Raw genomic sequence first — 20,564 nt, 5'->3', positions numbered from 1 at the left:
TTAAAATTTACAAAATATATTATGTAGCTCTGGAAAGGTGGTTAAACCATTTCCATCGCATTTGTAACCTTCAATAGTAGTTATACAAGATTCACTTTACAAAATCAATTATTGACCGCTATTTTTTTTAATTATTTCTTCAGCAATTGATTTTGGTACTTCTTCATAGTGATCCGTAAACATTGTAAAAGTACCGCGTCCTTGTGTGTTGGAACGCAATGAGGTTGCATATCCAAACATTTCGGCAAGAGGAACCATTGCACGAACAACTTGTGCGTTCCCCCGGGCTTCCATTCCCTCAACGCGACCACGACGAGAAGTAATATCGCCCATAATATCGCCCAAGTATTCTTCCGGAATAACAACTTCCACTCTCATAATTGGTTCCAGTAATACAGGGTTACATTTTTTAGCGGCATTTTTCAAAGCAAGTGAAGCCGCAACTTTAAATGCCATTTCGCTAGAGTCAACATCATGATAAGAACCATCAAATAATTTTGCTTTAATGTCAACTAAAGGATAACCGGCAATGACACCGTTTTTCATTGCATCTTCAAGTCCTGCTTGAACGGCTGGTATATATTCGCGTGGAACAACCCCACCGACAATTGCATTTTCAAATTCAAAGCCTTTACCTTGTTCATTCGGTGAGAACTCGATCCAAACGTGACCATATTGTCCACGTCCACCGGATTGGCGAACAAACTTCCCTTCAACTTGAGCTGAAGTAGTAAATGTTTCACGATATGCAACTTGTGGAGCACCCACATTTGCTTCTACCTTAAATTCACGGCGCATACGATCGACGATAATATCAAGGTGAAGTTCACCCATACCTTCGATGATGGTTTGACCTGTTTCTTGGTCTGTATGTGCACGGAATGTCGGGTCTTCTTCTTGAAGTTTTTGTAATGCTGTACTCATCTTGTCTTGGTCAGCTTTCGATTTTGGTTCAATCGCAACAGAGATGACCGGTTCCGGGAATTCCATAGATTCTAAAATAACCGGATTTTTTTCATCACAAAGGGTATCGCCGGTTGTTGTATCTTTCAAACCAACCGCTGCAGCAATGTCGCCGGCATGAACTTCCGGAATTTCTTGACGGTGATTTGCGTGCATTTGCAGAATACGCCCAATCCGCTCACGTTTCCCTTTTGTAGAGTTCAGTACATAAGAGCCGGATTGCAATGTACCCGAGTAAACACGGAAGAATGTCAGTTTACCAACATATGGATCGGTCATTACTTTAAATGCTAATGCAGAGAAAGGCTCATTGTCATCTGCATGACGTTCAACATCTTCATCCGTATCCGGAATAATACCTTTGATAGAAGGTATGTCAATCGGTGATGGCAGATAGTCGACTACTGCATCCAGCATCAACTGAACACCTTTGTTTTTAAACGCTGAACCGCAAAGTACCGGGAAGAACTCAACACTTAAAGTTGCTTTACGAATACCTGCTTTCAGTTCTTCAACTGTAATTTCTTCACCTTCAAGATATTTCATCATTAAGTCTTCATCAAGTTCAGCAACAGCCTCAATTAATTTGTTGCGATATTCCTCAGCTTGGTCTTTATACTCGTCAGGAATTTCTCCATCAGTAATTTCAGTACCAAGATCATTTGCATAAAATACAGCTTTCATTTCAACTAAATCGATGATACCGTTGAATTGATCTTCGGCACCCATCGGCAACTGAATCGCATGGGCATTTGCTTGCAAACGATCATGAAGTGTATCGACTGAATACAAGAAATTGGCCCCGATTTTATCCATTTTATTTACAAAAACAATTCTCGGTACCCCGTATGTTGTTGCTTGACGCCATACAGTTTCTGTTTGTGGTTCAACACCGGATTGGGCGTCAAGAACAGTCACTGCACCGTCTAGTACACGTAAGGAACGTTCAACTTCAACAGTGAAGTCTACGTGTCCCGGGGTGTCGATAATATTTACACGGTGACCTTTCCATTGTGCTGTCGTAGCAGCAGAAGTAATGGTAATCCCCCGTTCTTGTTCTTGCTCCATCCAGTCCATTTGGGAAGCACCTTCATGGGTTTCACCAATTTTATGGATCCGGCCAGTGTAAAATAGGATGCGTTCGGTTGTTGTTGTTTTTCCTGCATCGATATGTGCCATGATTCCAATATTACGAGTGTTTTCTAAGGAGAACTCTCTTGGCATCCATATTTCTCCTTCCTTGTTATAATTATTAAAAAGTTAATTGCAAAAATCGTATACTTAATAATAGAAGTAATGATTTACCAACGATAGTGAGCAAACGCTTTGTTTGCTTCAGCCATTTTATGTGTATCTTCACGTTTTTTCACGGAAGCACCTGTATTATTTGCAGCATCCATGATTTCGTTGGCTAAACGTTCTTCCATTGTTTTTTCTCCGCGAAGACGAGCATAGTTTACTAACCAGCGTAAACCTAATGTTGTTCGACGGTCAGGGCGAACTTCTACAGGCACTTGATAGTTCGCACCACCTACACGGCGGGCTCTTACTTCTAATACCGGCATAACATTTTTAAGAGCTTGTTCGAAAACTTCCATTGGCTCTTTTCCGGTCCGCTCACGGATAATATCAAATGCTTTATAAAGGATTGTTTGAGCTTTTCCTCTTTTTCCATCAATCATAATTTTATTTACTAAACGTGTTACTAGTTTTGAATTATAAATCGGATCCGGTAACACATCTCTTTTCGCAACTGGGCCTTTACGTGGCATTACCTTATTCCTCCTTTCAAAAGATAATCAACTTAAAAATGGTTTATTATTTCTTCTCTTTCGGACGTTTTGTACCGTATTTCGAACGACCTTGTTTACGGTTTTCTACTCCTGCCGTATCTAACGCTCCACGAACGATATGGTAACGTACCCCAGGTAAGTCTTTTACACGTCCGCCACGGATTAACACAACACTGTGTTCTTGTAAATTATGTCCGATCCCGGGAATATAAGCTGTTACTTCGATTCCGTTCGTTAGCCGAACACGAGCATATTTACGAAGTGCGGAGTTTGGTTTTTTCGGTGTCATCGTCCCTACACGTGTACATACACCGCGTTTTTGAGGTGATGCAAGGTTCGTTTGTTCCTTTTTAAAACTGTTATAACCTTTGTTTAGTGCAGGAGATTTTGACTTTTCAACAATCGCTTTACGTGGTTTACGAACTAATTGATTAATTGTAGGCATGATTTTTTCCTCCCTTCTTGGTTTTTTAAGCCCACACATCCAGGTGATTCATTTTTGGGCAAAAATAATTTTGTAGTTAAATAATTAACTACAGTAATATTTAATTCATAATAGCAACTGTTGCAGCACGCACGTCTATACCACACGCTTTTCCAAGTTTCTCCATGGAATCTACATAGATAATTGGCACATTTGCCTCATTCGCAATTTTAACAATTTCCGATATGAGTTTCTTATCGGCATCGCTAGCAACGATCACTTCATGAACAGAGCCCGACTTCAGAGCTTTCAAAGTTTGCTTTGTTCCTATTTTTATATTCCTGGCCTGTTTTACTTTTTCATAAGACATCTTATATATCCTCCAAAGCAACAGGATGATTAGGAGCACCTTGAATATATTAGCACCATAAAAATTAAAAGTCAAGTTGTTAATTGAATATTTTTAAATGGGCCGGGATCCGTTCGGACTGATCCCGGCACGTTTCATTTTTATTCGACAATTACCGGTTCTTCAATATCTTTCATTTTTTTGAACTTAGTTTTCCGATATACTTGCATTCCTGTACCGGCTGGAACAAGTTTCCCGATAATAACATTCTCCTTTAAGCCGAGTAATTCATCTTGTTTTCCTTTAATGGCTGCATCAGTAAGAACACGGGTTGTTTCTTGGAATGATGCCGCCGACAAGAATGAGTCAGTTTCAAGAGAGGCTTTCGTAATTCCGAGCAGTACAGGTTTTCCGGTTGCCGGATTTTTCCCTTCAAGCAATGCTTTTTTGTTCGCTTCGGTAAATTGATGGATATCCATTAGCGTACCCGGTAAAACATCTGTTTCTCCTGAATCGATCACTCTGACCTTACGTAACATCTGGCGAACCATTACTTCGATATGTTTATCGCCGATTTCAACCCCTTGCATCCGGTAAACACGTTGTACCTCATGCAATAAATATTGTTGAACGGTTTGAACATCTGTTACCTTTAATAGTTCTTTCGGATCAATCGAACCTTCTGTTAATTCTTGACCCCGTTTAACCATATCACCTACAGCAACTTTTAAGCGGGCTGTATATGGTGCATTGTATGTCCTTGTTTCAATACTACCGGAAACAACAATTTCTTGTTGACGATCTTTTCCTTCGCTGATTGAAGTGATTTCACCGTCGATTTCAGTAATAACGGCTTGACCTTTTGGATTCCGTGCTTCAAAAAGCTCTTGAACACGAGGAAGACCTTGGGTAATATCATCCCCGGCAACCCCACCGGTGTGGAACGTACGCATCGTCAACTGCATTCCCGGTTCACCGATTGATTGGGCAGCAATAATTCCAACTGCTTCACCGACTTCAACTTCCTGTCCTGTAGCCAAGTTATATCCATAACATTTTTTACATACACCATGTTTTGTATTACATGTAAATGCAGAACGAATCCAAACAGAAGTAATTCCTGCTTTTACAATTTCTTTGGCAATGTCTTCAGTAATTAACTCATTTTGTCCCACGATCACTTTATTTGTTTCCGGATGTCTTACGGTTTTCCTGGAGTAACGTCCGATTAAGCGTTCTTCCAGCGGTTCGATAATCTCTGTTCCATCCATGATTGCAGAAACGTAAATTCCGCGATCTGTTCCACAGTCTTCTTCTCGAATAATGACATCTTGGGCGACATCTACGAGACGTCTCGTTAAATAACCCGAGTCTGCCGTCTTAAGTGCAGTATCCGCCAGACCTTTCCGGGCACCATGGGTAGAGATAAAGTATTCTTGAACAGTCAAGCCTTCACGGAAACTTGATTTAATTGGCAACTCAATGATTCGCCCGGCCGGGTTCGCCATCAAGCCACGCATACCGGCAAGTTGGGTAAAGTTCGATGCATTACCCCGGGCACCGGAATCACTCATCATAAAGATCGGATTGAATTTATCCAACGATTCCATCAGTTTTCCTTGAATTTCATCTTTTGCCGCACTCCAGATGGAAATGACACGATCATAGCGTTCATCTTCCGTTATTAAACCTCTCCGGAATTGTTTTTGTACATTATCAACTTTTCTTTGGGCATCTTCCAAGATTTCATATTTTTGTGGAAGAACAGTGATATCCGCAATACTAATGGTAATACCTGCTTTTGTTGAATATTTAAAACCGAGATCTTTCATGCGATCAAGCATTTTTGATGTTGCGGTTATTTTGTATCGTTTAAACACTTCCGCAATAATTTTTCCTAAATAGCCTTTCTTGAATGGAGAAATCAATTCTCTTTCTTCAAGGATTTCCTTAATATTTGCAGAAGGGTCAACAAAATACTTTGCAGGTGTCTTTTCTTCCAAATTTGAAGTTGTCGGCTCATTTATATATGGGAAAGATTTCGGTAAAATTTCATTGAAAATTAATTTCCCAACCGTTGTTAATAGCAATTTTTTGTTTTGCCCTTCGGTAAATGTTGGGTTTTTCAACGAACCGGCATGAACCGCTACCCTTGTGTGTAAATGGACATATCCGTTTTGGTAAGCAATGAGTGCTTCTTCCCGATCTTTGAAGACCATTCCTTCACCGATTGCCCCTTTTCTTTCTAATGTTAAATAATAGTTACCTAGCACCATATCTTGGGAAGGTGTAACAACCGGTTTTCCGTCTTTCGGATTCAAGATGTTTTGAGCAGCAAGCATGAGTAAACGTGCTTCCGCTTGGGCTTCAGCAGATAGCGGAACATGGACAGCCATTTGGTCACCGTCAAAGTCCGCGTTGTAAGCCGTACAGACTAACGGGTGCAAACGAATGGCACGACCTTCCACCAATGTTGGCTCAAATGCTTGAATTCCCAATCTATGTAGTGTTGGGGCACGATTCAATAAGACCGGGTGTTCTTTAATAACTTCTTCCAACACATCCCAGATTTCCGGACTGAGCCGTTCTATTTTCCGTTTTGCTGATTTAATATTGTGAGCTAAGCCTTTGGCAACAAGTTCTTTCATGACAAACGGCTTAAATAATTCAATGGCCATTTCTTTCGGCAAACCGCATTGATACATTTTTAAGTTTGGACCGACAACGATAACAGAACGCCCCGAATAGTCAACACGTTTTCCGAGCAAGTTTTGACGGAAACGACCTTGTTTCCCTTTTAACATATGGGATAAAGATTTTAACGGACGATTTCCCGGGCCAGTTACCGGTCTGCCGCGACGACCGTTATCAATTAACGCATCGACAGCTTCTTGCAGCATCCGTTTTTCATTTTGAACGATAATGCTGGGAGCACCAAGATCTAATAAACGTTTCAACCGGTTATTTCTGTTGATTACCCGACGATATAAATCATTTAAGTCAGAAGTGGCAAAACGACCGCCATCCAATTGGACCATTGGACGTAATTCAGGCGGGATTACGGGTAGAACATCAAGAACCATCCATGAAGGATCGTTCCCTGAATTACGGAAGGCCTCAATAACTTCCAACCGTTTAATCGCACGGGTTCTTCTTTGTCCTTGAGCAGTTTTTAGCTCTTCCCTTAAAGTGGCACTTTCCTTTTCAAGATCGACATCTTGGAGAAGTTTTTTAATTGCTTCTGCGCCCATTCCGGCTTGGAATTTATTGCCGTATTTTTCCCGGTAAGAACGGTACTCTTTTTCAGATAGTAATTGTTTCTTTTCTAATGTTGTATTTCCCGGTTCTGTAACGACGTATGAGGCGAAATAAATAACTTCCTCAAGTGCTCTCGGAGACATGTCCAGCACAAGCCCCATCCGGCTTGGAATTCCTTTAAAATACCATATATGTGATATCGGAGCTGCCAGTTCAATATGCCCCATTCTTTCCCGACGAACTTTTGAACGGGTCACTTCAACACCGCAGCGATCACAGACAACACCTTTATATCTTACTCGTTTGTATTTACCGCAATGGCATTCCCAATCTTTTGTCGGACCAAAAATCCGTTCACAAAATAGACCGTCTTTTTCCGGTTTTAATGTGCGATAGTTGATTGTTTCCGGTTTTTTGACTTCACCGTGTGACCATGAACGAATTTTATCCGGTGAAGCCAGACCAATTTTCATATATTCAAAGTTATTTACGTCTAGCAAGGGGTCGACCTCCTATTCATAAGGGTAATTCCCAATTTGGTTCATTACAGGGAAAGAAAAACCCAATACACAGGCTCTCGATTTAAAATGAGATCTGTAAGTATTGAGTTTTTTTTCTTTTTTTACTCGGTGACACCTACTTTTTCAGATTCTTGATTATTGTTTTCGGATTGTATATTTAAAGCATCTGCTTGTTGAAAATCATCATCATCTTCTAAGTCCTTCATGTCAATTTCCTGTTGGTTTCCGGAAAGGATTTTGACATCCAAACCTAAACTTTGCAATTCTTTCATCAACACTTTGAAAGATTCCGGAACACCCGGTTCAGGAACATTCTCGCCTTTAACGATAGCTTCGTATGTTTTTACCCGACCAACAATATCGTCCGACTTAACGGTTAAGATTTCTTGAAGCGTATATGCCGCTCCATAGGCTTCTAAAGCCCACACTTCCATTTCACCAAAACGTTGTCCACCAAACTGTGCTTTTCCGCCCAGCGGTTGTTGGGTAACTAACGAGTAAGGACCTGTTGAGCGAGCATGCAATTTGTCGTCAACCATATGTGCCAGTTTAATCATATACATGATACCGACAGATACACGGTTATCAAACGGTTCACCGGTTCTACCGTCATAAAGAATGGTTTTACCGTCGCGGGCAAGACCGGCTTCCTCCAACGTATCCCACACATCATCTTCGGTTGCACCGTCAAAGACCGGTGTAGCAACATGGATGCCAAGTTTCTTTGCAGCAATCCCTAAATGCAACTCTAAAACTTGCCCAATGTTCATCCGTGACGGCACACCTAACGGATTTAGCATGATATCAACAGGGGTTCCATCAGGTAAGTACGGCATATCTTCTTCCGGAAGAATGCGTGAAATAACCCCTTTATTCCCATGTCGTCCGGCCATTTTATCGCCAACACGGATTTTCCGTTTTTGTACAATATATACCCGAACTAATTGATTAACTCCAGGTGGCAGTTCATCGCCGTCTTCCCTATTGAATACTTTTACATCAAGAACAATTCCGCCGCCGCCATGTGGAACGCGCAGAGAGGTATCTCGAACTTCCCTTGCTTTTTCACCAAAGATCGCATGTAGAAGTCTTTCTTCAGCAGTTAATTCCGTAACTCCTTTTGGTGTTACCTTCCCAACGAGAAGATCGCCATCTTTCACTTCTGCCCCAATGCGGATGATTCCACGCTCATCAAGATTACGAAGAGCATCTTCCCCAACATTCGGAATATCTCTCGTGATTTCTTCAGGCCCTAGTTTTGTATCCCTGGATTCAGATTCATACTCTTCAATATGAATAGAAGTATATACATCATTTTTCACCAGACGTTCACTCATGACGATCGCATCTTCATAGTTGTAACCTTCCCATGTCATGAAAGCAACCAGTACATTTCGTCCCAAAGCCAATTCCCCTTTTTCCATGGAAGGTCCATCGGCCAAAATTTCACCTTTTTTGACACGATCACCGACCTTGACAATTGGTCTCTGGTTAAAGCTCATTCCATTATTGGAACGATCAAATTTATGAACTTTATAACGATCCAAGTCACCGCGAACTTCTTGACCATCAATTGTTGAAATACGACGAACACGAATTTGATCGCCTTCAACATGTTCAACGATACCATCATGTTTACAAATAACTGCCGCCCCTGAATCACGAGCACTGACATGTTCCATTCCCGTACCTACAATTGGTGCTTCAGGAACAAGTAACGGAACAGCTTGACGCTGCATGTTTGCTCCCATCAAAGCGCGGTTAGAGTCATCGTTTTCAAGGAACGGAATACAAGCAGTCGCAACGGAAACGACTTGTTTAGGTGAAACATCGATATAATCGACACGGTCAACTGAAACAACTAAGTTTTCACCACGGAATCTTGCAAAAACTTCTTTTTCCAAGAAGTTCCCTTCGTCATCCACTTTCGCATTCGCCTGAGCGACAACATAGTTATCTTCTTCATCCGCTGTCATGTAATGAATTTCATTAGTAACCTTACCAGTCTCGTGATTAACCTTGCGATACGGTGCTTCAATAAAGCCAAATTTATTCACTTTCGCATACGTGGAAAGCGAGTTGATTAACCCAATGTTCGGACCTTCAGGTGTTTCAATCGGGCACATTCTTCCATAGTGTGAATAGTGAACGTCCCGTACTTCCATACTTGCCCGTTCTCGTGTCAAACCACCCGGTCCAAGAGCGGATAAACGTCTTTTATTGGTAAGTTCAGCTAACGGGTTCGTTTGGTCCATGAATTGTGACAGCTGAGAACTGCCAAAAAACTCTTTGATTGCCGCAATTACCGGACGAATATTAATGAGTTGCTGTGGTGTAATTGTGTTCGTATCTTGAATCGACATTCTTTCACGGACAACCCGTTCCATTCTTGATAAACCGATACGGAATTGGTTTTGTAATAATTCACCAACAGAGCGAATCCGGCGATTACCCAGATGATCAATATCGTCCGTTCTACCAACTTGATGAAGCAAATTGAAGAAATAACTAATAGACGAAATAATATCTGCCGGTGTGATATGTTTAATTTTTTCCTTTATACCTGCATTCCCAATAATATTAATTTCTTTATTTTCATCATCATTTGGAGCATAAACTCGAATGGATTGGATTAAAATTTCTTCTTCCAAAACGCCGCCGGTCGGATTAAATCGTTTAAAACCAATTCCTTTTTCGATATAAGGAATAAGTCGATCCAAAGTACGTCGATCTAATACTGTCCCTTTTTCAGCAACAATTTCTCCGGTTTCGGGATCAGCGAGTGTTTCAGCCAAGGTTTGCCCAAACAAACGATTGGAAATATTTAATTTCTTGTTCATTTTATAGCGCCCAACATTGGCTAAATCATACCGTTTTGGGTCGAAAAAACGTGAGATCAATAAACTCTTTGCATTTTCAACGGTTGGCGGTTCACCCGGCCGCAAGCGCTCATATATTTCTATTAATGCTTTTTCCGTGCTATCGGTATTATCTTTTTCCAGCGTATTTCGCAAAAACTCATTATCACCTATTAAATCAATGATCTCTTGATCTGAACCAAATCCTAAAGCACGTAATAATACTGTAACCGGAAGTTTTCGCGTACGATCGATGCGAACGTAAACAACATCTTTCGCATCGGTTTCATATTCGAGCCAAGCACCACGGTTTGGTATTACAGTTGCACTGAAACCACTTCTACCATTCTTATCAACTTTTGCATTATAATAGACACTGGGGGAACGAACCAATTGGGAGACAATGACCCGTTCAGCACCATTAATAATAAAGGTACCTGTTTCTGTCATAAGCGGAAAATCACCCATGAACACATCTTGGTCCTTTACTTCCCCAGTTTCCTTATTAACTAACCGAACTTTTACCCTCAGTGGTGCTGCATATGTAACATCACGTTCTTTTGCTTCATCAACAGAGTACTTTGGTTCTCCCAATTCATAGTCAATGAACTCAAGAGACAAATTACCCGTAAAATCCTCTATCGGGGAAATATCCTGAAACATTTCCCGCAAACCTTCATCAAAAAACCATTTGTATGATGCGGTTTGAATTTCAACAAGATTCGGTAATTCTAAAACTTCACGTATTCTCGCATAACTTCTCCGCTTGCGGTGCCGTCCATATTGAACTAGTTGACCTGTCAACTGATTCACCCCTCAAATCAAACGTTTTGAAAATGCCAAAAATCATTGAAATGCTCTTACTAAGTTATTGTAAAAAGAAAAAAGGGTTTCCTTTGAAAACCACAAAAAATCTAGTCTTATTTATACTATTTTCCCCATTTTTCCATAAAAATATACGAATAATTATGGAAAAATTGGTTATATAGGTAAATACATATTGGCATTAAATTATATTAACATATGCATTAATCAGAGTCAAATTTTTTTGCCTTTAAAATATAATATCCTTTATCCCGTTTTGCAATTGTCACCTCATCATATATTTCTTCCATCACTTTTTTTGCCGATGGGGCGCCCTGCTTTTTTTGGATAACAACCCAAAATTCACCGCCATCGCATAAATGCTGATAGCTTTTTTCTATGATTTCTATCACTACTTTTTTACCGGCACGGATTGGAGGGTTTGTTACGATTGCTGCATAGTTATGCTCAATCACATTTTCAAAAACATCACTTTCAAAAATGTTTACATTATCAATGTGATTTTGTTCCGCATTTTCTTTCGCCAGCTGAATGGCTCTCTCATTAATATCAATCATATGTATTTGTCTGTTTGGATAGGAACGTGCGAGCGCCAAACCGATTGGACCATAACCGCATCCAACATCAAGTATGGTTCCATCAACATCCGGGGGTATAAATGTGTCGATAAGCAATTTTGATCCATAGTCTACCTCATTTTTCGAAAACACACCACGGTCCGTTTTAAAGCGAAACGGGTAGCCTTTTAGCTGACAAGACCAATATTTCGGATCACTGGCTACATCTGGTTTATGGGAATAATAATGATCAACCATGATCATCACCTCAATTCAGTTCTAGGTAGGAAGGGGGAAAGTTTTGTGAAAAAAGCTCGCTATCGTCAGCGAGCTTTTTTTATTTTATATAATCAATCCGAGATGAACTTGCTCAAGTAAATTATTTAACTTCAACGCCTGCTCCAACTTCTTCAAGTTTTGCTTTAATTTCTTCTGCTTCTTCTTTAGAAGCACCTTCTTTAACTGGTTTTGGTGTGTTGTCAACAAGATCTTTTGCTTCTTTAAGTCCAAGACCTGTGATTTCACGAACCACTTTAATAACTTTAATTTTTTGAGCACCGGCTTCAGTTAAAACAACATCAAATTCAGTTTTTTCATCACCAGCAGCTCCAGGAGCAGCTCCGCCAACTACAGCTACAGGAGCAGCAGCAGTTACACCAAACTCTTCCTCAATTGCTTTTACTAAATCGTTTAATTCTAAAACTGACATATTTTTTACAGCTTCAATAATTTGTTCTTTCGTCATCAGTTTTTTCCTCCTAATTTGATAATTTTCATATTAAATAATCGAATGTTTTTAAACCGAACGAACCCTAATCTCTTGCATTAAGAAACATTAAAAAGTTTAAATCATGCAATCTTTATTGAATTATGCACTTTGTTCTTCTTTTTGATCAGCAACTGCCTTTGTAACAAGCGCAAAGTTGCGGATTGGAGCTTGAAGAACGCTAAGCAACATAGAGAGTAAACCTTCTCTTGAAGGAAGTTCAGCAAGAGCTTTAATTTCCTCAACCGAAGATACTTTTCCTTCAATAACGCCTGCTTTCATTTCTAATGCTTCATGTTCTTTTGCAAAGTTATTTAAAATTTTTGCAGGAGCCACAACGTCTTCATTACTGAACGCAATGGCATTCGGACCTGTTAAAACTTCAGTTAAACCGTTTAAATCAACAGCTTCAGCAGCTCTGCGGGTTAAAGAGTTTTTATAAACTTTAAATTCAACCCCTGCTTCACGAAGTTGTTTCCGCAGTTCTGTTACCTCAGCAACATTCAATCCGCGATAGTCAACAACAATGGTTGAAACACTGTTTTTTAGTTTTTCAGCAATTTCTTCCACTAACTGTTTCTTTTGTTCAACAGCACTAGACATACCTACACCTCCCAGTTGATGATTATCACATCTATACCGGCCTGTCTACCAAAAAACCTCCTTGCCGGTAGACAAGGAGGTTTACATAGCCAGTCTTTTCGACATTCGAAATCCTGGTAATCATACGATCTATGTTTATTACCTCGGTAGGAAATTAAGCTCTTGAGGAGCACCTACTGTCTACGGTATAAATGCTTTTATTTCATTGACGAAAAAAATCATAACATATATATGCTTTATCAGTCAACTGTCATTTTTAAACAGTTGTTGGGTCAAGTTTAATTCCAGGTCCCATTGTTGAACTGATTGTTACATTTTTTATATAAGTGCCTTTTGCGGCAGCAGGTTTCGCTTTATTAATTGTTTCAACAATAGTAGCTAAGTTTTCGAGAAGTTTATCATTGTCAAAGGAAATTTTTCCAATTGGAACATGGACATTTCCTGCTTTATCTGCACGATATTCAACTTTCCCTGCTTTAATTTCATTTACAGCACGTGTAACATCAAATGTAACCGTACCTGTCTTCGGGTTTGGCATTAAGCCTTTCGGACCTAACACACGACCCAATTTCCCAACTTCTGCCATCATATCAGGTGTTGCGACGATTACATCAAATTCAAACCAACCTTGTTGAATTTTATTAATATAATCTGCATCACCTACATAGTCAGCTCCGGCAGCTTCTGCTTCTTTTGCCTTATCACCTTTCGCAAAAACTAGCACACGTTGCGTTTTACCGGTTCCGTTTGGAAGAACAACTGCTCCACGGATTTGTTGGTCATTTTTTCTAGGGTCAATGCCTAAGCGAAATGCAACTTCTACCGATGCGTCAAATTTTACATAACTTGTTTTTTTCAATAGTTCAATTGCTTCTTTTGCATCATATGCTTTTGAACGATCAATTAGCTTTACAGCTTCAATATATTTTTTACCTCTTTTAGCCATAGTAATCCTCCTTAACTGTGGTTTTAACGGTTGGGACCTCCCACGAATAGAGGTTGCGACTTAAAAATAAACACTGTTGCCGCAACCCCATACTCTTCATGAAACAATTAATCTTCAATCACAATACCCATGCTGCGTGCTGTACCTTCAACCATTTTCATGGCTGCTTCAACACTTGCTGCATTTAAGTCAGGCATTTTTGTTTCAGCAATTTCACGCACTTTATCACGTTTAACTGTCGCAACTTTTTTACTGTTTGGTTCACCGGAACCAGATTCAATACCAGCTGCTTTTTTGAGAAGTACAGCAGCAGGTGGTGTTTTCGTAATAAAAGTAAACGAACGGTCTTCAAAGACTGTAATTTCTACCGGTATAATCAAACCAGCTTGATCAGCTGTACGAGCGTTGAATTCTTTACAAAATCCCATTATGTTAACGCCAGCTTGACCTAATGCAGGACCGACTGGTGGCGCAGGATTTGCTTTACCTGCTGGAATTTGCAGTTTCACTACTTTGATGACTTTTTTTGCCACGAGACACACCTCCTTAAGTCCGTGATGTGGTAAATGGGTCTATGCCCTCCCACTCTCATTCAATAGCATATATCTTACAACAGCACTAAAACACTGTCAATCTCAATAAAGAGACATACCGACTTAAAAATAGTATCAAATTTCAAGACATTTTTCAAGCTATTCGTTATTATATTTTTTCAATTTGTGAAAAGTCTAATTCTACCGGCGTATCCCGGCCAAACATATTCACTAGTACTTTGATTTTTGCCTTAGCACGGTCGATATCTTCAACAGAAGCTGTAAAGTTGGCAAATGGCCCTTCAATTACTTTTACAGTGTCCCCTACTTCCAGATCAACCTCAATACGTTTTTCTTCAATACCCATCCGTTTTAAAAGTGCGCTAACCTCTTCCGGTAATAACGGTATCGGTTTTGAGCCGGAACCGGTTGAACCAACAAAGCCTGTTACTCCAGGAGTATTACGGACAACATACCAGGAATCATCTGTCATGATCAGTTCCACTAACACATAACCCGGAAATACTTTTTTCTTTACGACTTTGGATTTTCCGTTTTTTATTTCTGTCTCTTCTTCTTCCGGGACGATCACACGAAAGATTTTATCTTCCATCCCCATCGTTTCAACCCGTTTTTCCAAATTTGCCTTCACTTTATTTTCATACCCTGAATACGTATGAACAACATACCAATTTTTTTCCATTGAAGAGGACTATATGTCCTTCCCTCCCTAAATCAAAATATAAGATAAAGAAAACTTAAGCGTCCGAGCCTTTATGAACGACTCGTGACTCGTCGATCACCGAAAAAAATATAATTTTTCGGCTACGATTTATTCGTTGGAAAAGTCATTGTTCTTTCAACTGCGGAGCCTATGCTTTCGAAGCCTTCCTTGCTCTACACAGCATTCCTTGTGCACTTATATTGAAAACTTAAAATTTCCCGCCACAAGCGAATTCTCATCCTAGCTGGAAATTTATACTTTACTAACGTATAATGAAAAAACCCGACAACCGGGTTTTACACTGTTCATTACCATTATAACAAAGGATGAACATGTTATTCACTTATTAAGGTAATAACTCAATAATTTGTGTTAAACCTAGATCTACTAAAGTGAAAAAAATTGTAAAAAAGATAAGTGTTGTAATTACAGTAATCGTATACTTGGTCAATTCTTTCCGGTGCGGCCATCGAACTTTACGCATTTCTACGATAACATTATGGAAAAACTTGCTGATCCTTTGCATGTCAAACCTCCAAAATTGGGAAATTACTAGGTTTATGCTTGTCTATGAACTGTATGTGTTTGGCATTTTGGACAATATTTTTTTAACTCCAGACGTTCGTCTTTGCTATCATTTGTTTCCGTCGTCCGGTAATTCCTACACCCACATACCGAACATGCTAATACTATTTTTTTAGGCATCTACACACACCATCAATCTTTAATCTAAACTACTCTATCTTTCAAACTTTAACATGTAACCGGTTATTATGTCAATGTCTCTTGAATGTCCTGTCGCGGTTTTTCTTGTGGAACTGAACAATAAAACTAGTCCAAAGTTATTGACCCGGATGTTTTATTCTTATTCTATAAAATTACAAACCCTTCATCGGCGTTTCCCTGGATTCTAAGTATTTTTCCAGTTTCCGTTTCACTCTTTGTAAAGCATTATCAATTGACTTGACATGTCGATTCAACTCTCCGGAAATTTCCTGATAGGATTGCCCGTCCAAATATAATGCTAAAACTTCCCGCTCCAAGTCACTTAACAACTCTGCCATTTTTATTTCAATATGATCAAATTCTTCCTGATTAATAATTAGCTCTTCCGGATCCAATGATTTTGTTTCTGTCAACATATCCATTAAAGTCCGATCTGATTCTTCGTCATAGACAGGCTTGTCCAATGATACATAAGAATTGAGGGGAATATGCTTTTGCCGCGTTGCCGTTTTAATTGCCGTAATAATTTGCCTTGTAATGCACAATTCCGCAAACGCTTTAAAAGACGACGACTTATCATCTTTATAATCCCGGATGGCCTTAAATAATCCGATCATACCTTCCTGAACAATGTCTTCACGGTCAGCACCAATTAAAAAATACGATCTTGCTTTGGCTCGGACGAACTGACGATATTTATGGATTAAATAATCAAGTGCCTCACTATCTCCTTTGTGAACCATTTCAACGAGTTGCTCATCATCCATATTGCCAAACTGAAGATTACCGTATATTTTACCCTTTTCCCTCAAGAACATCACCCCGGCCACTCAGTTGTTAGGTACATTATACATTAGCAATTTTTATAGCGTCAACATCATTCATTCGCCTCTTCTGAATCTTTCAAAAAAATCAAGCACTTCCTTCGTTAAAGGTATTTTGGAAATTGGCCGTTCATGCTTAATTTCATCCACATTTTTTGAAATCTTTTTTTCTATTTCTTTAATTTCATTATACAATTCCCGGGCAGATTTACGAAATGCTCCCTTGCCAAAAATTTGCCCTTGCTCAGCATAATCAGATGTCGCGACAAATACTTTTGTTGTACGGTTAACCAACTGATTAGCCAATTTTTCAATTCTTTCGTCTGCCGTTTCCTTTTCCTTAGTAAAAATAATCTCGATATTAAAATTTCTATATTTCCGTTCTAAGCCTTTTACAATATAGGCATCAAAAACAATGATGACTTTGACTCCGGTAAACCCTTGGTATTCAGCCATTTTTTCAATTAGTAAATCCCTTGCAGCTGCTAAATCTTTATTCTTTAATTTCTGCAATTCTGGCCATGCTCCGATCATGTTATATCCATCAACAATAAGAATATCCATGGGTTTTACCTTAACGGACTACGTTTTCGATAAATTTCATACATTAGCAGTGCCGCTGCTACCGATGCATTCAAGGAAGTGACATGACCTCTCATTGGTAATTGCAGAAGAAAATCACATTTTTCTTTATGTAATCGGCTGATCCCTTTTCCTTCACTGCCGATGATAAGGGCAATCGGCAAGACTCCATCAACATCCCGGTAATCCATGTCTCCTTTGGCATCTGTTCCGGCAATCCATACTCCTTTTTCTTTCAGTTCATCTATGATCCGGGTAATATTTGTTACTCTTACAACAGGAATATGCTCAATTGCTCCGGTCGAAGCCTTTGCCACAGTTGCTGTCAAACCAACTGATCTTCGTTTTGGAATAATGATGCCATGGACCCCGCAGGCATCTGCCGTACGCATAATGGAGCCCAAATTATGCGGATCTTCAATTTCATCCAAGATGAGGAAAAAAGGGGGTTCATTTTGCTCTTCTGCCCTTCTGAACAGTTCATCAAGTTCATAATATTGATAAGCGGCAACTTGAGCAACTACTCCTTGATGGTTGCCGTCCACCATTTCATCAAGCTTTCTTCTAGGTACAAACTGAATAATTAATTGATTTTCCTTTGCCGCTTTAATAATTGGTTGCATCGCCCCTTTTTGGGAACCTTCGCCTATCCATATTTTATTTATATCCCGCTTTGCCTTGATTGCCTCCAAAACAGGATTTTTTCCAATAATAAAATCATCCATGTTGATCACCTATTCTTTCTTCTACTTTCATAAAAGCTTGCTGGATTAATTCCTCCAAACGAAGGAAGTTTTGCGAGAGAAAATGATACCCAAGCAATGCTTCAAAGGCAGTGCTATAACGATAGGTTTGAACATCCGTATTTTTAGGGGTTGTATGACTTTTCGCATTTCTTCCTCTTTTGACAACGGCCAATTCCTCTTCAGTCAGATATTCATCGTTAATAAAAGCATGGATAATAAAGTTTTGTGCTTTTGCCGATACATATTGAATCGCTTTTTTCTGTAAGATATTCGGTTTTACTTCCCCTTTTTTTAATAAGTGACGCCTGACATATACTTCATAGACGGCGTCACCCATGTAGGCAAGGGCAAGACTATTTAAGCTTTTTGGGTCTCGAACATAATCACTTATCAGCATACGTTAACTCCTTTTCCAACGCGTTCCTTGAGGGGTATCTTCCAAAACGATGTTCATCTCTTTTAATTGGTCACGAATTTGATCGGCTGTATGAAAATCACGATTTTTTCTCGCTTCATTTCTTTTTGTAATCAATTGTTCAATTTCCTCATCCAGTAATTGGTCTTTGGTCAGTTCCAATCCTAAAACATTAAAAAATTGTTCAAATGTCTCTAAAAATTTACGAATCACAACTGGCGATGTATTTTTTTCCATCAAATAATAATTTGCCAACTTGGATACCTCAAACAGAACCGATATTGCATTGGCTGTATTAAAGTCATCATCCATTTCCTCAATAAATTGATTATGGAAGTTTGCAATTTGATCGAGCCATTTTTGGTCATCTTCTACTAAGTTTGTACTCGCCTCCAAGCGATGTTTTAAGTTTTGGTACGACGTTTGTAAGCGTTCCAATGCTGATTTTGCGTTGTTCAATAATTCTTCACTGTAATTAATCGGATGCCGGTAATGAACCGACAGCATAAAAAAGCGTAATACATTCGGGTCATGCTGCGTAATAATGTCATGAACAAGCACAAAGTTTCCTAACGATTTGGACATTTTTTCGTTATCAATATTAATATAGCCATTATGCATCCAATAATTTGCAAAAGGTTTTCCCGTTAAACTTTCCGATTGAGCGATTTCATTTTCATGGTGTGGAAATGTCAAATCCTGCCCCCCGGCATGAATATCAATCGTATCACCGAGATATTCCCTTGCCATTGCCGAGCATTCAATATGCCAACCCGGTCGGCCTTTTCCCCATGGACTTTCCCAGTATACTTCACCGGGTTTTGCCGCTTTCCAAAGAGCAAAATCCAGCGGGTCCTGTTTTTTCTCGCCTACTTCAATTCTTGCACCAAGTCGTAAATCATCAATTGATTGATGAGATAACTTTCCGTATTCTTGGAATTTCTTCGTCCGAAAATACACATCCCCATCCGATTCATAAGCAAAATCTTTATCAATGAGGCCTTTAATAAAATGGATGATAATATCCATATTTTCAGTAACCCGCGGATGATGTGCAGCCTTGAGGCATCCGAGAGCAGCGATATCTTCAAAATAAGCCCGGATAAACCGGTCGGCCAAAGAAAACACATCTTCATTATTTTCGTTCGCTGCTTTGATAATTCGATCATCCACATCGGTAAAATTCGATACATACTTCACTTCATAACCACGAAACTCTAAATAGCGACGTACCGTATCAAAAACGATCGCGGGCCGTGCATTGCCGATATGAATATAATTATAAACGGTCGGCCCGCACACATACATCTTTACTTTTCCTTCTTCTATCGGTTTAAACACTTCTTTTTTCTGCGTCAATGTATTGTAAATTCGAATGGACATCTTCTAAACTCCTTTCCTTCTTTAGCCGTTCGATTTCATCTTTGAGTTCATTTATTTGTTGTTGCATCGATTTGCAAATGTCGGCTATCGGATCAGGCAAGTCCGTATGATTCAGATCTTTCTTTATTTTCACACCATCTTGAACAACTACATGCCCGGGAATTCCTACCACAGTTGCGTTCGGAGGAACATCTTTTAATACGACCGAACCGGCACCAATTTTTGAATTTTCGCCAATGGTGATTGAGCCGAGCACTTTCGCACCGGTAGCAACCAGCACATTATCTTTCAATGTCGGGTGTCTTTTCCCTTTTTCTTTACCTGTCCCTCCAAGTGTTACACCTTGATAAATGGTTACATTATCGCCAATTTCGCAAGTTTCCCCAATAACTACACCCATCCCATGATCGATGAAAAGGCGTCGACCGATTTTTGCTCCCGGGTGGATTTCAATACCGGTCAAAAACCGGCTGAATTGTGAAATAAATCTAGCCACAAAAAATAATTTTTTCTTAAAAAACCAATGAGCAATCCGATGGAACCAAATGGCATGTAATCCTGAGTAGGTCAAAATTACTTCCACATAACTCCTGGCTGCAGGGTCCTGATCAAAAACAACTTCAATATCTTCTTTCATCCTTTTAAACATCATCTCACCCTCTTTGGCTAGAATCTCTTTCCCTTTTTGCTTTTCTAAAAATTAAAAACGCCCCTGTCACAAGGACAGAGACGCTAATTTTGCGCGGTTCCACTCTGTTTGGACCAATT

The 20,564-nt window shown here is 39.5% G+C and carries 20 protein-coding genes and 2 other annotated features (1 of these 22 cut by a window edge); all 20 genes read right to left on the bottom strand.

Annotated features, from left to right (window positions below):
* Nucleotides 1-108: 108 nt before the first annotated feature.
* Complete coding sequence (gene fusA / locus BT1A1_RS00595; protein WP_034767017.1) at nt 109-2,187, bottom strand: elongation factor G; 2,079 nt, start codon at nt 2,185-2,187, stop codon at nt 109-111.
* A gap of 77 nt (nt 2,188-2,264) precedes the next feature.
* The gene (gene rpsG / locus BT1A1_RS00590; protein ID WP_034767015.1) at nt 2,265-2,735 is read right to left on the bottom strand and encodes a 30S ribosomal protein S7; all 471 of its coding nucleotides are present in this window, start codon (nt 2,733-2,735) and stop codon (nt 2,265-2,267) included.
* A 46-nt stretch (nt 2,736-2,781) separates the two neighbouring features.
* Nucleotides 2,782-3,201 (bottom strand): 30S ribosomal protein S12, encoded by a 420-nt coding sequence (gene rpsL, locus BT1A1_RS00585; protein WP_034767013.1) that lies wholly within the window; start codon nt 3,199-3,201, stop codon nt 2,782-2,784.
* Between the two features lie 100 nt (nt 3,202-3,301).
* The gene (locus BT1A1_RS00580) at nt 3,302-3,550 is read right to left on the bottom strand and encodes a 50S ribosomal protein L7ae-like protein (protein ID WP_034767010.1); all 249 of its coding nucleotides are present in this window, start codon (nt 3,548-3,550) and stop codon (nt 3,302-3,304) included.
* A gap of 140 nt (nt 3,551-3,690) precedes the next feature.
* Nucleotides 3,691-7,287, bottom strand: coding sequence for a DNA-directed RNA polymerase subunit beta' (gene rpoC, locus BT1A1_RS00575; protein WP_034767008.1), 3,597 nt, complete (start codon nt 7,285-7,287; stop codon nt 3,691-3,693).
* Between the two features lie 122 nt (nt 7,288-7,409).
* A complete protein-coding gene (gene rpoB / locus BT1A1_RS00570; protein ID WP_034767006.1) occupies nt 7,410-10,970 on the bottom strand; it encodes a DNA-directed RNA polymerase subunit beta in 3,561 nt (1,186 codons plus the stop codon).
* Between the two features lie 224 nt (nt 10,971-11,194).
* Nucleotides 11,195-11,806 (bottom strand): class I SAM-dependent methyltransferase, encoded by a 612-nt coding sequence (locus BT1A1_RS00565; RefSeq protein ID WP_034767003.1) that lies wholly within the window; start codon nt 11,804-11,806, stop codon nt 11,195-11,197.
* Nucleotides 11,807-11,927: 121 nt separating this feature from the next.
* Complete coding sequence (gene rplL, locus BT1A1_RS00560) at nt 11,928-12,293, bottom strand: 50S ribosomal protein L7/L12 (RefSeq protein WP_034767001.1); 366 nt, start codon at nt 12,291-12,293, stop codon at nt 11,928-11,930.
* Nucleotides 12,294-12,416: 123 nt separating this feature from the next.
* Nucleotides 12,417-12,917 (bottom strand): 50S ribosomal protein L10, encoded by a 501-nt coding sequence (gene rplJ / locus BT1A1_RS00555; RefSeq protein WP_034766992.1) that lies wholly within the window; start codon nt 12,915-12,917, stop codon nt 12,417-12,419.
* A 41-nt stretch (nt 12,918-12,958) separates the two neighbouring features.
* Nucleotides 12,959-13,121: a sequence feature (ribosomal protein L10 leader region), on the bottom strand.
* A gap of 52 nt (nt 13,122-13,173) precedes the next feature.
* Nucleotides 13,174-13,863, bottom strand: a complete 690-nt coding sequence (gene rplA, locus BT1A1_RS00550; protein ID WP_034766990.1) for a 50S ribosomal protein L1 — start codon at nt 13,861-13,863, stop codon at nt 13,174-13,176.
* A 107-nt stretch (nt 13,864-13,970) separates the two neighbouring features.
* Nucleotides 13,971-14,396, bottom strand: coding sequence for a 50S ribosomal protein L11 (gene rplK / locus BT1A1_RS00545; RefSeq protein ID WP_034766988.1), 426 nt, complete (start codon nt 14,394-14,396; stop codon nt 13,971-13,973).
* Nucleotides 14,397-14,565: 169 nt separating this feature from the next.
* Nucleotides 14,566-15,099: a transcription termination/antitermination protein NusG gene (gene nusG, locus BT1A1_RS00540; protein WP_034766986.1), complete on the bottom strand. Its 534-nt coding sequence runs from the start codon at nt 15,097-15,099 to the stop codon at nt 14,566-14,568.
* A gap of 367 nt (nt 15,100-15,466) precedes the next feature.
* Nucleotides 15,467-15,646, bottom strand: a complete 180-nt coding sequence (secE, locus tag BT1A1_RS00535) for a preprotein translocase subunit SecE (protein ID WP_034766984.1) — start codon at nt 15,644-15,646, stop codon at nt 15,467-15,469.
* Nucleotides 15,647-15,678: 32 nt separating this feature from the next.
* Nucleotides 15,679-15,825, bottom strand: coding sequence for a 50S ribosomal protein L33 (gene rpmG / locus BT1A1_RS17590; RefSeq protein ID WP_072012620.1), 147 nt, complete (start codon nt 15,823-15,825; stop codon nt 15,679-15,681).
* Nucleotides 15,826-15,998: 173 nt separating this feature from the next.
* Nucleotides 15,999-16,658: an RNA polymerase sporulation sigma factor SigH gene (gene sigH, locus BT1A1_RS00530; RefSeq protein ID WP_268753549.1), complete on the bottom strand. Its 660-nt coding sequence runs from the start codon at nt 16,656-16,658 to the stop codon at nt 15,999-16,001.
* Nucleotides 16,659-16,727: 69 nt separating this feature from the next.
* Complete coding sequence (locus BT1A1_RS00525; RefSeq protein WP_034766980.1) at nt 16,728-17,234, bottom strand: NYN domain-containing protein; 507 nt, start codon at nt 17,232-17,234, stop codon at nt 16,728-16,730.
* 5 nt (nt 17,235-17,239) lie between these two features.
* Nucleotides 17,240-17,977 carry a 23S rRNA (guanosine(2251)-2'-O)-methyltransferase RlmB gene (rlmB, locus tag BT1A1_RS00520; protein ID WP_034766978.1) on the bottom strand — a complete coding sequence of 246 codons (738 nt, stop codon included), beginning with the start codon at nt 17,975-17,977 and terminating at the stop codon, nt 17,240-17,242.
* Nucleotides 17,970-18,395, bottom strand: coding sequence for a Mini-ribonuclease 3 (locus BT1A1_RS00515; protein ID WP_034766976.1), 426 nt, complete (start codon nt 18,393-18,395; stop codon nt 17,970-17,972). Before BT1A1_RS00515 ends, rlmB begins: the two co-directional genes overlap by 8 nt.
* Nucleotides 18,396-18,398: 3 nt before the next feature.
* Nucleotides 18,399-19,796: a cysteine--tRNA ligase gene (gene cysS / locus BT1A1_RS00510; protein WP_034766974.1), complete on the bottom strand. Its 1,398-nt coding sequence runs from the start codon at nt 19,794-19,796 to the stop codon at nt 18,399-18,401.
* A complete protein-coding gene (gene cysE / locus BT1A1_RS00505; protein ID WP_034766972.1) occupies nt 19,747-20,445 on the bottom strand; it encodes a serine O-acetyltransferase in 699 nt (232 codons plus the stop codon). The genes cysS and cysE overlap by 50 nt, the downstream gene beginning before the upstream one ends.
* Nucleotides 20,446-20,518: 73 nt before the next feature.
* Nucleotides 20,519-20,564, bottom strand: a binding site (T-box leader); it runs 200 nt beyond the window's last position.

Origin of the sequence: Caldibacillus thermoamylovorans (genome assembly GCF_000751775.1) — a bacterium.
Taxonomy (GTDB): Bacteria; Bacillota; Bacilli; order Bacillales; family Caldibacillaceae; genus Caldifermentibacillus; species Caldifermentibacillus hisashii.
The sequence above is the reverse complement of the archived record's forward strand: the minus strand, read 5'-3'. Positions and strand labels throughout refer to the sequence as shown.

What these genes read in the sequence shown, in the direction of transcription:
- rpsL (WP_034767013.1), bottom strand. Translation starts at nt 3,201, where the DNA reads ATGCCTACAATTAATCAATTAGTTCGTAAACCACGTAAAGCGATTGTT.
- BT1A1_RS00525 (WP_034766980.1), bottom strand. Translation starts at nt 17,234, where the DNA reads ATGGATATTCTTATTGTTGATGGATATAACATGATCGGAGCATGGCCA.
- rplL (WP_034767001.1), bottom strand. Translation starts at nt 12,293, where the DNA reads ATGACGAAAGAACAAATTATTGAAGCTGTAAAAAATATGTCAGTTTTA.
- fusA (WP_034767017.1), bottom strand. Translation starts at nt 2,187, where the DNA reads ATGCCAAGAGAGTTCTCCTTAGAAAACACTCGTAATATTGGAATCATG.
- nusG (WP_034766986.1), bottom strand. Translation starts at nt 15,099, where the DNA reads ATGGAAAAAAATTGGTATGTTGTTCATACGTATTCAGGGTATGAAAAT.
- cysS (WP_034766974.1), bottom strand. Translation starts at nt 19,796, where the DNA reads ATGTCCATTCGAATTTACAATACATTGACGCAGAAAAAAGAAGTGTTT.
- rlmB (WP_034766978.1), bottom strand. Translation starts at nt 17,977, where the DNA reads ATGGATGATTTTATTATTGGAAAAAATCCTGTTTTGGAGGCAATCAAG.
- BT1A1_RS00565 (WP_034767003.1), bottom strand. Translation starts at nt 11,806, where the DNA reads ATGGTTGATCATTATTATTCCCATAAACCAGATGTAGCCAGTGATCCG.
- BT1A1_RS00580 (WP_034767010.1), bottom strand. Translation starts at nt 3,550, where the DNA reads ATGTCTTATGAAAAAGTAAAACAGGCCAGGAATATAAAAATAGGAACA.
- secE (WP_034766984.1), bottom strand. Translation starts at nt 15,646, where the DNA reads ATGCAAAGGATCAGCAAGTTTTTCCATAATGTTATCGTAGAAATGCGT.
- BT1A1_RS00515 (WP_034766976.1), bottom strand. Translation starts at nt 18,395, where the DNA reads ATGCTGATAAGTGATTATGTTCGAGACCCAAAAAGCTTAAATAGTCTT.
- rplA (WP_034766990.1), bottom strand. Translation starts at nt 13,863, where the DNA reads ATGGCTAAAAGAGGTAAAAAATATATTGAAGCTGTAAAGCTAATTGAT.
- cysE (WP_034766972.1), bottom strand. Translation starts at nt 20,445, where the DNA reads ATGTTTAAAAGGATGAAAGAAGATATTGAAGTTGTTTTTGATCAGGAC.
- rpmG (WP_072012620.1), bottom strand. Translation starts at nt 15,825, where the DNA reads ATGCCTAAAAAAATAGTATTAGCATGTTCGGTATGTGGGTGTAGGAAT.
- rplJ (WP_034766992.1), bottom strand. Translation starts at nt 12,917, where the DNA reads ATGTCTAGTGCTGTTGAACAAAAGAAACAGTTAGTGGAAGAAATTGCT.
- rpsG (WP_034767015.1), bottom strand. Translation starts at nt 2,735, where the DNA reads ATGCCACGTAAAGGCCCAGTTGCGAAAAGAGATGTGTTACCGGATCCG.